This window comes from Paenibacillus etheri (genome assembly GCF_001012825.1).
Lineage (GTDB): Bacteria > Bacillota > Bacilli > Paenibacillales > Paenibacillaceae > Paenibacillus_AQ > Paenibacillus_AQ etheri.
The window spans coordinates 24321-36349 of the sequence record NZ_LCZJ02000054.1; the positions used below are offsets into that span (position 1 = coordinate 24321).

The following is a 12029-nucleotide window of genomic DNA, read 5'->3' on the forward strand; positions in this document are numbered from 1 at the left end:
TCAGTAATTCAATAATCAACTTTTGTAACGTTACAAAATTCGTTAAATCAATGTATTGTAAGCGTTATAATTGCTATTATTATAGTTTTAAGCGAAATTGTCAACCTGTTCTTCGATTTTTTATATATTAGACACAATTACACAAGATACATATTAACTTTACAAAATATTTTTGTAATGTTATAATAATTTAGAATTGTAATGTAGTTTTGCAGCATAATCTTTAGTATTATGAGAGACAGTATGGAAGAATATTCATTACATTTCTTATTAGAAAGGACGTATCTTCGCATGAAGGTGAAGGTAACTATGCAAGATATCGCCGATCGATTAAATATATCGAAGAACTCTGTTTCTCAGGCTCTATCTGGTAAAGATGGTGTCAGTGAAGAAACGAGGCAATTAATTATCGATGCAGCGAATGAGATGGGTTACATCTATTCGCGAGGGCGTAAAAGCACTGAAGAAGAAGTAGGAACCTTTGCTATTTTGGCATCGGAATTTGCATTTTCCAAACGCAACTTTTTTGGAGAAATTTATTTGAGTATTGAGAAGGAAGCAGCGAAGCGAAATAAGCGTATGGTTATTCAATCTATTGATAAGCATTCTTCTGAGAATTTAATCCTGCCTCCTATATTATTGGATCAATCCGTAGAAGGAATCTTGATTCTATCCCATATTACGAACCCTTATATTCAGGCAGTGACCAATACAGGGATTCCCACCGTGTTAATTGATCATCATCATCCTGATCTTAGGGCCGACAGTATTCTCACTAATAATCGCTATGCCGCTTATACAGCGGTGCAGCATCTAATTGAATTGGGACATACCCGTATTGGGTTTATCGGCAACATACAATTCTCTCCAAGCTATTACGAGCGTCTGGAAGGTTATCGCCTGGCCTTATACCAGGCTGGAATTGAATACAACCCACTATGGGTATTAGATCGTGTAATAGAAGAAATGGATGATGTATTCAACGCTGTACAAGCGTTGGATAATCAGCCTACGGCTTGGTTCTGTGTCAATGACGGATTTGGGTTTTTGATCAATTCCGTTGCATACAAGCTTGGGTATCATATCCCCCAAGATGTATCCATTGTCAGCTTCGATAATGGACAATTGTCACGAATAACAACACCGTTGACTACAACGATGGATGTAGATTTGTCTTACTTTGGAAGTAAAGCTGTGGAACAGCTTTTCTGGCGCATTGATCATCCTGAAGAGCCTTTTGTTGAAATCCTCCTTCCTACCCATCTGATCATTCGGGAATCCACACAACATCCAAATGCATAAAATACAGATAAACTTGCTTCCATACACCTATCTAGATAAATTCACCCATAACACAAAAACCTCACCCAATGATGGGTGAGGTTTTTGTGTAGATGTTTTGGAAGAGCGGGTGGTAGAAACTCCTACTACCAATATCCTCTTATTCCGGTCTGCATGCGGATCAGCGCTTCTAGATAATAATAGTCTCCCCAAATCATATGACCATCAGGCACGCGTTCACCTCTAACATGATAGGAACCATGCTTTAGAAGTCCCTCCGCCTCCGGATTTCCAGACGTCGCATAATGATCCACTAAGGATTTCATGCTACGGAGTAAGGCTGCTTCATAAATAGCGCGATCCGGGTCATCTGCATCCAGAAGATCCAGCAGTTCCAAAAGACCAGAAGCCGCAATGGCTGAAGCTGAGCTGTCGCGAGGGGTACCCGCTTCCAACGGCACATCGAAATCCCAATAAGCCACACTGTCCTCCGGAAGATGGTTAATGAAATAATGGGCCAAACTTTTGGAGGTGTTAAGAAAATCTTCATCCCGTGTATAACGATAAGCTAGAGCAAATCCGTATATTCCCCACGCCTGACCACGTGTCCAGGTCGATCCATCCTCATAGCCTTGATGTGTTCCTCCACGAATTGCACTTCCAGTAGCCGGATCAAAGTAAAAAGTATGGTAAGAGGACGCATCCCCACGCACAAGAAACTTACGGCTTTTCATCGCATGCTGAAGAGCTATATCATAATAGCGATTGTCCCCCGTTTCCTCTGTAGCCCAGAACAGCAGTGGCAAATTCATCAAACAGTCAATAATGATACGTCCCGCATTCTCAGGATCACTCTCTAAACCCCAGGCCTGAAGAATCCCAGCTGGTTCACGCCAGCGCTTGCATAGCGTATCCGCAGCCTGCAGACCGACAGCTCGCGCCTCTTCACTGCCTGTTATTTTCCACTCTGCTACCGCAGTTAGTGAGTACAAGAAACCAATATCATGATGGTCCAGGGCGATATGATGATCCAGACGATGCTTGAAGTCTCCTAACCAAGAAGCTGCCGCCTCCTTATAGAATGAATCTTTGCTATATTCATAAGAAAGCCACATCATGCCAACGTAGAATCCCTCTATCCAATCGTCATTATCTCCCCATTCGTATTGTTGCCCCTCTGCGATATGAGGCAGTTGGCCCGGATGGCCTACGATATTACTCCCGATCTTGCGAATAGCATCCTCAATTGCCGTTGTCCACATCTTTATCTCTCCTTTCCGATAAATCAACCGTATGAAGTACTGCATGGTTACGAGGATCGTAGATAACAATCCTTCCGTCCGACTGCTGCTGAATAATTGGTGGTGAAGCCAGACTCTCCTGGTTCTCTGGGGTATTCGTTGCTCCGAAGACAGCAGATATCAATACGTGATCTCCCGGTTCCATTCTGGAACACAAGCTCGGAAGAAACGTCCGCGGTTTCAGCAGATTAGTATTCGGTTCGGGTTGCACGCATTCCCCCCGGTCAAAACCGCTTAGCATATGTATGGCACTGATTCCCCAGGGCAATTGTACCGAGACAGCAGTGTTAGATACATGAATGGTTTCCCGATCACTGCGCGAGAATCCAGCAGACTGGCCAATGGCAAATCCACCCTCCGCTACGTCGAGATGCCGGGTGCTGTGAATGCTGTGAATACGGACATGCCATAGACCTGCTGGAATAATCCATGTCCGCACATGTACATCGTTCCATGGATGCCAGCGGGAATATGCATAACTCTCTCCAATTTCCCAAGTCTCGCAGAATCTGCGTACGCGGTAATGTTCATCGCATTCACACAGTGCTAGTGTAGAATCGTAGGCGCCTTGAACTAACCCGTAACCCGCCTTCGGCACACTGAAACCGAATAACGTAGAGTATGCAAACTTCGAATATTTAGCCGCGCTATGTGCCATATCAAAGTTAGCCATCTGACCTGAGGTATAGGCAATAGCATGCTTATTTCCTTCCGGACGACAGACCAGCATACGCGCCTCTTGGAGCCGCAGTTGATCTTTCAATACAGGTAGTGGTTCTTCTTCCGCTTGCCAAAAAGGATGATCATCCGGCAAGGCAAGAATAAGCATAGCTTTAAAGGCCCAATACGGTGATCCGGGGGCGTTGTAGTTCTCTGTCATTACCAGATTCGGGTAAGCATATCCGATGCTTAGTAGTCCATCTATTCCCATAATAGGCTTCTCAAACCACCAACGAAAATGACGCATTATAATTCCTTTGAGAACGCCATATGAAAAAGGAAGGACCTCGGCATACACCAGTGCACTCCAGAAGGAGACCTGCGCAAAACGATAGGTCAGACTACGTCCAAAAGGAATGGCACTTCCGTCCTCAGCAAACCAATAAATAAAATCTTTAGCAAATTCCGCAGATCTTTCCCGGTAAACTGCAGCCCTCTGAGGATCATCATCCGCCATCAATTTAGCATATATCAGCGTATAATAATGCATAGCAAAAGCAATATAATAATCTCTCTGATCGGTCAGCCCGTCAGAATACCAGCCATCACTCAAGTAGTAGGTATCAATCTTCTCCAAATAATCATTCATTATTGCTTGATCATAGGGCAATCCGATTTTCTTAAAGCCCACATTCACAAGAACCGTGAACATCAGCCAGTTATTCGGGTTCGAACGATCCACATGATTGATCTGGTTCAACCAGTTATATACCTGCATTTTCTGATCATCACTCAGTGGCTCCCATATCTTATGCGGTGCAAGAGCAAGCCCCAGTCCCAGCACTGCCTGTTCCACCATACGCTGGTCTTTGGTCGAGAATTCACCCCAGTATTCTTCATGTTCAGGGTCAGTCCCATTAATGATCCCCTCGAGGAACATGGGCCAAAGTGCACTTTCCCCTCCCCCGCTGGCATGGGGAACAAGCCCCCATAACGGACGGGCGAAGGCCTCCATAAGCGCGGTAGCTTCATTGTATATTGATCCTGTAGCTCCCATATCGATTCCTGCACATCCAGAAGTAAATCGACTCTCCAGCGGAGTATATAGTTCATTTAAGAACATTTGTAATTCATTTTTAGTACCCTTCAGTTCCACAGTAATGGTTCCTCCAATCCACACTCAATGCCAAGCCGCATATTCACTGGGTCTCATGCCCATTTCCCGTTTAAACAGCTTGATAAAATAACTTTTGTTGGCATATCCCAGATACTCGGAGATCTCTTCCACAGTCTTTCCAGACTGATTAAGCAGCTCTTTTGCCTTCTGAAGCTTTAGCATATTTACATATTCAATGAAATTCTGGTTTGTTTCCCGTTTGAAGAGGCGACTGAAATAACTGGCATTCAAGTTCAGGCGTCCAGCCATGTCCTCCAGCGTTATTTTCTCCGTTACATGACTGATCACGAACTGCTGGGCTTTGATAACCTCGCTCCGTTTGGACTTGATTGAGAATATACTTATTTTCCGCGCTAATTCTTCCAAGTACTGAACTAGCCAATCTTCCAAATGCTCGAGGGTTTCAATGTCACCCACCACGCTAAACAGCTTTTCTTCGGCCATTGGCAATGGAGACTGCAGCAGCTGTTTTGTCTTCATTTGCAAATCCATCAGCAAACGGAGCACACATTCCTTGACTTCATTTGGATGGAATTTTTGCGATGCCACCCATTCTCTCCATTCCTTTACATGAACGCGAAGCTCTGTTTCCCTGTTTAGGGCAATATCATCATTAATAACAGCGTACACACTTCCATATTCGGCATAAATATCATCCCTCGAAAAGCTGATCTCTTCAAAACGGTGGATGCCTGCCGCTGGAAAATAAAACCGATGGATCTTCTCCTTTAGCATCCGCTGCAGAGTTCCGCGAATTTCCTCAGGACTGCGCGCCTCAGCGCCAAATATACAGGAAACAGACAGCTTGAGATATTTCTGTACCGCAGAGGCTGCATTTTGTATGGAATGATAGATCGCTTGGTGGTCTCTGGAAGACTGGTCGCTGCAGAAGAGAATAACAATCTCCTTATGGCTGTTTCTCGAAATAAATAAACTGTGATCAGCCTCAAGCACTTCCTGCATAATATTCTCGACGGCAAAAGAAATCGTATATTCACTCATAAGGCGCACCCGCGAGGCTTCCTCTGGACGGTCAATCACTATAAGCATTGGAATGTAGGTCTTGGCATGAATCATAATTCCGTTTGACCGGGCTTGCTCGATCCAAGCCGCCTTGTCCCAAGATTGGTACAACGTATCTTTTAGAAACTTTTCTTTTAGCGCAGCACGGTTCTGTGATTGCTTTTGCTTATATACCAGCATCTCGGTATGCTGCTGCCTGTTCAGACCTACTTCCTTCACAAGTGTTCTAAGTGCATGCTCCAGCTGCTCGATATCCAGTGATTCTTTTAAAATATATTCTCCTACGTTTAATTTCAGCGCCTGCTGAGCGTATTTGAATTCGTTGTGGCAGGACAGAATAATCGCACGGATTCCGGGCTTCATTGCTCTGAATTTCTCAAGCATTTCCAGTCCGTTCATCTTGGGCATGCCAATATCGGTAATGATCAGATCCGGTGGATTCTGCTGTGCTTTTTCCCAAGCCTCGAGTCCGCTATAATAACATCCGGCGAGTTCAATACCGAGCTCGCTCCAAGGTACAGCCTGCGACAAATAACGGATAACCGGATAGTCATCATCCACCAAAATTGCCGTCAGCATTCACCACACCCACCTTTCCATCATTCAGTGGAAACTCCAGACAAATTTCCGTGCCCACATCAGATTCGCTCTGAATATTCAGCTTGAAAGAAGCGCCATAAATCATACTGAGACGTTGGGCCACATTGCGTAAGCCTATGCCGGAGAACCCTTTTCTGTCCTCTTCTGCAATTTGCTCGCTGCTGTATGCGGTTTCACGAAGTCTTTTTAAATTCTCCTGTGTCATGCCGATCCCATTGTCCTTAATGGTGATAGCCAGCGTTCCCGTAGTTGCAATAATACGAGCTCCAATAAAGATCTCGCCACCAAACTGCTCGAATCCATGGATGATGGCGTTCTCGATCATAGGCTGAATCATAAACCGAGGCACCAGCGCTTCACCAGATCCGTCTGCTAAATTCATTTCCAGCCTAACCTGATTGGCATGACGAAAATTCATCAAAGTCACATAATGAGATATCGTATCTGTCTCCTCACGAAGCGGGATAAACTCATTGTCTCTGTTAAAGGTCATACGGAGCAAAGACGACAACGAACCGATCAGCTCGGCGTTCTCCTTGTCTCCTTGCATCAGAATATTTAACCGGATCGAATTCAACAGATTAAACATAAAGTGCGGATTGATCTGCGCCTGCAGCATTTCTAGTTCGGCTTTTCTTTTTCCTGTTTGCTCATAGGTAATTTGTTCAATCATGGACTCGATTCGATCTAGCATTTGGTCGATGGTACGGGCCAGCTGTGCCGCCTCATTATTCCCACGGATTAGCGAACGTTCATCCAATTGACCACGACCTATTCGCTTTACAAAAGCACTCAATTTTACGATAGGTTGAGTTAGCTTAGAGATTAGAACGGTTAAGAGCACGGAAAACAAGCTAAAGAAAAGAATCTGTACAGCTAAGCTGATAAATAAAATCTGTTTATTCTTTGACAATGCCGCCTTCATAGGGATAATGCTCACCATTTGCCATTTGTTGCTGCTCAGTTCCTGGTCTACATACAAAAATTTCTCCCCACTGATCTCGACAGTATCAAGCTCACCATCCTTTTTCCACCACGTCATTGTTTCACCAATTCGGGCCTTATCAGCATGCGAGACTACAGTTCCCTTGTCGTCTAAAAGCATCATCTCTTTACCATTATCATTGTTCAGATAAGGGCGGAGTTTGCGCTCATTAATGTTGATAATCATATATCCGATCGTGCTGCTGGAGGTCGATTGTATAGGTCTCGCAATCGTTACCCAATTGGCTGAGGCCTTATCAGAATAATTGTAGTAAGTGTCGCGCTCCGCTCTCCAGAAAGTCGAAATGGGCTGAGTTTGTTTCAGTAGCGACATCCAATGCTCGCTGTAAAAGGTTTTCGGATTAAAGTCGCTATAAGGATAACTGGTATAAATAAATCCATTCTTTCCGATCAGCGTCACTTTCAAATACTCAGAAAGAACGAACATATCATCCAGCATCCGCGACATACGGTTATACTGGATGATCTCCTTCGCTGAATGGAGCGTCTCTGGATCAGCAGACATCATCTGCCTGATTTCACTGTTCTGAAGCACGAAATTGGACTGCTCCAGCGTTTGTTCAAAAACGGCATTCATATTGGCACTGGACGCATTAAGAGATTCTCTTGCGCTGCCAACGGCCTTCTCCAGAATCAGATCCTTGGTTAAATAATCTGTAACCATGTAAATACACACAAGCGGGATCAGTACGCAAATCATTGAAGACCAGACAAGTTTCATTCGAAGTGATTGATGCTTTCTAAACACGGATGACAGGCCCCATATCTGTTTTAAATTTGGAGCAGGAGGCAGAAATGCTATCCTGCCCCCACATTATAAGCCCCCTTTAGGAAGCGTACAATCAGTCTCCGCCTATTTTCCGCTGTTGTTCTGAACCACTTCCGATATTTTCTTATCGATATTGGTAACGGTGACATCCAGATCCTGTTGGCCAAGGAGATACATCTCCGCTTCTGGAATAACGTTGTTCTTAGCTTCATCCGCATATTTAGCCGGAACTTGCGTCGCACCAGGTGTCGAGTTCTCCATCGTATATTTCAGGGAATCGACATCAATCATAGATGAATCCTTAGAACCATTCACAATCGTATCCACCAATTTGTTCGTATCCGATTTCGCCCAGCCAGAGAAGACACGTCCGCCGATTTCCAGTCCTTCTGAGGTATACCAGCGCACAAAGGTGTAAGCAGCTTCCTTATTCTTAGATTTAGCAGCTATCCCCATATAGGTTGGCTGAACAGGTGAGTAATGTTTGCTCTCACTATCCAATCGAGGGATTGGAGCAAACGCTGTAACGAAAGTTGCCGGAATGGCCTCCGTACCGCCCGATTCCGCAACCATCCAGTCTCCCATTGGAAGCATCGCTGCTAAACCATTAAAATACTGATTCCGGTAGGCAAGTTTCTGCGAAATAATATCCTCATAAGGAGTGGCACTCTTATCTTCGTACATCATTTTCTTCATCATCTGCAAATTAGCCTTAAACTGCGGGTCCAGCGCATTGGAGGTTCCGTCAGCTTTCAGAAATGTATTATTCTCAGGTTTACTCATTAGCTGGAGCTGGAAATAATCCGGCCAATTATGCAGATATGCACCAAAACGCTTCGTCGCACCTTCACCCTTGGTCAATTTTTTCGCATACTCTTCGAAATCCGCCCAGGTCCAGTCGGTCGGAACCGGCAAACCCGCCTCATCTAACATTTCTTTGTTAAGGAGCACGAACCAGCGCTGCATGGAAGACGGTAGCGCATAGATTTTACCATTGACCGAAGTGTCCACCAGGTATTCATCTGTGAGCTTATATCCTTCTTTCTCAATATATTCGTCCATCGGTGCTAACAAACCGATATCTGCACGCTGCGAATAGTTGGTATAAGGAAGTTCTACAATGTCCAGCGGATCACTTGCAGCCGCCATCAAATCGAGCTTCTGCATGGAGGCTACAGAATCACCTTTTTCATTCAACAAATCTACTTCCACATGAATATCAGGATGCGTCTTCTCAAACTCTGCAATAATCGTACTCCACTTCGCTTTAGCTTCCGTCTGCCAGGTACTCAGCTTCAGTGTAACCTTCTCTGCTGCAGGCTCCTTACTTCCACCAGCATCAGGCGCATTTGTCGCTCCTGCATTATTTGTTTTCGCATTTCCACCGCAAGCGGCCAATGACAACGCCATCGATGAGATAACAAGCACGGATAATAATTTCTTTTTCATATAGACCCTCCTATAAATGTGTTGGGTATACCTCGCTTTACAGCCAGTACTATGTAACTGCTTACATGAACATCCTAACATGCAGGATAGATAAGGAAAGTTCTCATATTCTACCGAAGAGAAACTATTTTGACTTTTATTATCCTTTCACGCCTCCGAGAGCAATCCCCTCAATAACCTGCTTCTGGCCGAGAGCAAAGATAATCAGCAGCGGCAGAATTGCAGATACCGCACCAGCCATCATGAGGGAATAGACATCCCCGTATTGGTCCCCAAACAACCGAATACCTAACTGAATAGTAAACAGCTCTTTAGATTTCAAAAAAATGAGTGGATACTGATAGTCGTTCCAGGTCCAGATAAACCGCAAAATAGCATAAGTAGCTACAGCGGGACGGATCAGCGGAAATGCAATTTGTAGAAAAGAACGAAAATGACCTGCTCCATCCATCCGCGCCGATTCAAGATACTCGTTGTTTACCCCCATAAAAAATTGCTTGAGCATAAACGCACCGATAATACTAAAGCTGTTAATTAAGATCAATCCTATATGCGTATCAATCAGATTCAGCCAGTTAAACAGTAGAAACTGTGGAACCAGCGAAGCCTGCGGAGGAACCATGTAAAGTGCCAATACAACTACAAACATCGCATCTCTACCCGGAAAACGCAGCTTGGAGAACCCATAAGCAGCCAGTGCACATATCAGCACATTAATTATAGTCGTAGCCAGCGTAATATAAATGGAATTTCCGTAATACCGAGCGAAATCACCTGACCAAACCTGTTTATAATTCTCAATGAGGTTCCACTGCTGCGGCAGCCATTGTATTGGAAAATTAAACACATCTTTCTCTAGTTTAAAGGAAGTGGACAACATCCATAGAAACGGTAAAAGAAATGCGATACCTAGCAGTCCCATTGCGATTGTCCAGAAGGTTCTGGATAGAAGCTCTTTTCTCACTGTAATTTCTCCTTTCTGCCTTTAATAATTGACCCATTTTTTTTGCGCTAACATCTGCAGGGCTGTTATGATCAGGCAGATGAGGAACAGGACAAGTGCCATGCTTGAGGCATAACCCGTCTTCAATTGATTGAAGGCAGTGTCATATAGCTCATATACGATAACGGTCGTGGAGTTGGCCGGTCCACCCTGTGTCAGCACCTGGATCAGATCGAAAATTTTAAATGAACCAATGACCCCTGTAACCAGCAGGAAAAAGGTAGTTGGCGAAATGCAAGGAACCGTGATATTGCGGAATTTCCGCCAGCTATTGGCCCCATCAATATCAGCTGCTTCGTAAAGATCCTTCGGAATACTCTGTAACCCAGCGATAAAAATAATAATGTTGTAACCGAGCTGAATCCAAATCTGGATTAACATCAGCGATGGCAAAGCATAATGGATATCAGCTAGCCATTTGGGCGGATTACTCCATCCCAGTGACATCAAGAATTGATTGACGGGTCCTAACGAAGGATGAAACATAACCTGCCAAACCATAGCGATGGCGACTACGCTGGAGATGTAAGGAAGGAAATAAATCACTTTAAACAAGTCCTTCAGGAACACCTGTTTATCAATCAAGATCGCTAACAGCAAAGCAACGATAATGGTAACCGGCACCGTGATAATAAAGAGCAGATTATTCAGCAAGCTTTTCATAAAAGCATCATCATGAAACAGCCTTATGAAATTATCCATGCCTGCGAACCGGATCCCCCCTAAACCAGCCACAAAGTTCCAGTCCGTGAAGCTTAACAACAGTGAGCCCAGCACCGGGATCAACGTCAAGATGATCAGCCCCAACATCAGTGGAGCGACGAATAAATACCCAGCGATTGCTTCGCGCGTATCCATTTTAAGATGAAATTTTCGTATCATAGTTCTCCTCCTTTACTTATCCATAATTGTAGAAAAAGTAAGCATTAATCATAAGAACTATAATTGTTCATTTTGGAACTAATTTTACCGATCCTTAAGTTGCGAATTCTTGGGATAACGCAAAAAAGCGCGAGCCAAGCTCCCGCCATCCACTACATTTCTATTTTTCCACGTATAATACAGATCGTTTTACACGGACGCAACCTCTACAACATCTTTTCCATCCCCACCAGTGTCCATGATTAACCCTACGAACGTTTATAGACTTGAATTAACTTTTTGCAGTAAAGACTTTAAGGCTGCAGTTTCTTCTGGACTGAGTGCTTTTGTAATGCTTGCTTCAACCTCAGAGAAAATTTCATTGAACTCCTCGACCAAAAGAGCACCCTTTTCCAAAACAAAAATACTCTTCTGCCGTTCATCGTTCTCAGGAGTGACACGCTTGATATAGCCTTTCTTCTCTAACCCCTGAAGCATGCTGGTGATGCTCGCCCCTTTTCTATTAAAAACCTCCGCCAAATCCTTCTGAATAACACCTTTTTCTTGATTCTCAAAAATATAGCCGATCATACGTCCTTGCTGTGAATTCAGACCTAGCTCATTTAGCCTGGCATCGGCAGTACCTTTTATCTTCATCCCGATCTCACGAATCAAATTAGAAAAGATTAGTTAGAACTCTAAGTAATACCATTAACATAATAGTTAGAAACCTAACTGTAAATGTTCTAACTAAATGAGTTCAATTTAATATTTTTCCACTAAGGTAAGTTCGTGACTACGGTGAATGTTTGGACTTCCGGCCGCTGTTGTCCCCAGACTTCTTGATTGTATACCGTTCTACTTTAGAATGTTTTTTAGTTCAACTTATAAAAAACTCCT

At 43.9% G+C, this 12029-nt stretch carries 9 protein-coding genes; 1 reads left to right on the forward strand and 8 read right to left on the reverse strand.

All coding sequences use genetic code 11. From position 1 onward, the window contains the following. Nucleotides 1-291: 291 nt before the first annotated feature. Nucleotides 292-1302 (forward strand): LacI family DNA-binding transcriptional regulator, encoded by a 1011-nt coding sequence (locus UQ64_RS27275; RefSeq protein WP_060626655.1) that lies wholly within the window; start codon nucleotides 292-294, stop codon nucleotides 1300-1302. 125 nt (nucleotides 1303-1427) lie between these two features. On the opposite strand, the gene UQ64_RS27280 is transcribed toward UQ64_RS27275, so the two are convergent. From UQ64_RS27280 to UQ64_RS27315, 8 genes are all read right to left on the reverse strand, one after another. After that, entirely contained in the window at nucleotides 1428-2543 is a 1116-nt protein-coding gene (locus tag UQ64_RS27280; protein WP_209445891.1) for a glycoside hydrolase family 88 protein, read from the reverse strand. Then, nucleotides 2524-4398: a DUF2264 domain-containing protein gene (locus tag UQ64_RS27285; RefSeq protein ID WP_245238273.1), complete on the reverse strand. Its 1875-nt coding sequence runs from the start codon at nucleotides 4396-4398 to the stop codon at nucleotides 2524-2526. The genes UQ64_RS27280 and UQ64_RS27285 overlap by 20 nt, the downstream gene beginning before the upstream one ends. Before the next feature lie 24 nt (nucleotides 4399-4422). Continuing rightward, nucleotides 4423-6021 carry a response regulator transcription factor gene (locus tag UQ64_RS27290; RefSeq protein ID WP_060626609.1) on the reverse strand — a complete coding sequence of 533 codons (1599 nt, stop codon included), beginning with the start codon at nucleotides 6019-6021 and terminating at the stop codon, nucleotides 4423-4425. Beyond that, a complete protein-coding gene (locus UQ64_RS27295) occupies nucleotides 5996-7795 on the reverse strand; it encodes a cache domain-containing sensor histidine kinase (protein WP_245238275.1) in 1800 nt (599 codons plus the stop codon). The genes UQ64_RS27290 and UQ64_RS27295 overlap by 26 nt, the downstream gene beginning before the upstream one ends. A 105-nt stretch (nucleotides 7796-7900) precedes the next feature. Next, a complete protein-coding gene (locus tag UQ64_RS27300) occupies nucleotides 7901-9265 on the reverse strand; it encodes an ABC transporter substrate-binding protein (protein WP_060626610.1) in 1365 nt (454 codons plus the stop codon). A 139-nt stretch (nucleotides 9266-9404) separates the two neighbouring features. Continuing rightward, complete coding sequence (locus UQ64_RS27305) at nucleotides 9405-10187, reverse strand: carbohydrate ABC transporter permease (RefSeq protein WP_060626659.1); 783 nt, start codon at nucleotides 10185-10187, stop codon at nucleotides 9405-9407. 63 nt (nucleotides 10188-10250) lie between these two features. Further along, nucleotides 10251-11150: a carbohydrate ABC transporter permease gene (locus UQ64_RS27310; RefSeq protein WP_060626611.1), complete on the reverse strand. Its 900-nt coding sequence runs from the start codon at nucleotides 11148-11150 to the stop codon at nucleotides 10251-10253. Nucleotides 11151-11408: 258 nt separating this feature from the next. Further along, the gene (locus UQ64_RS27315) at nucleotides 11409-11786 is read right to left on the reverse strand and encodes a MarR family winged helix-turn-helix transcriptional regulator (RefSeq protein ID WP_060626612.1); all 378 of its coding nucleotides are present in this window, start codon (nucleotides 11784-11786) and stop codon (nucleotides 11409-11411) included. Nucleotides 11787-12029 lie beyond the last annotated feature (243 nt).

What these genes read in the sequence shown, in the direction of transcription:
- UQ64_RS27275 (WP_060626655.1), top strand. Translation starts at nt 292, where the DNA reads ATGAAGGTGAAGGTAACTATGCAAGATATCGCCGATCGATTAAATATA.
- UQ64_RS27280 (WP_209445891.1), bottom strand. Translation starts at nt 2,543, where the DNA reads ATGTGGACAACGGCAATTGAGGATGCTATTCGCAAGATCGGGAGTAAT.
- UQ64_RS27290 (WP_060626609.1), bottom strand. Translation starts at nt 6,021, where the DNA reads ATGCTGACGGCAATTTTGGTGGATGATGACTATCCGGTTATCCGTTAT.
- UQ64_RS27300 (WP_060626610.1), bottom strand. Translation starts at nt 9,265, where the DNA reads ATGAAAAAGAAATTATTATCCGTGCTTGTTATCTCATCGATGGCGTTG.
- UQ64_RS27305 (WP_060626659.1), bottom strand. Translation starts at nt 10,187, where the DNA reads ATGGGACTGCTAGGTATCGCATTTCTTTTACCGTTTCTATGGATGTTG.
- UQ64_RS27310 (WP_060626611.1), bottom strand. Translation starts at nt 11,150, where the DNA reads ATGATACGAAAATTTCATCTTAAAATGGATACGCGCGAAGCAATCGCT.
- UQ64_RS27315 (WP_060626612.1), bottom strand. Translation starts at nt 11,786, where the DNA reads ATGAAGATAAAAGGTACTGCCGATGCCAGGCTAAATGAGCTAGGTCTG.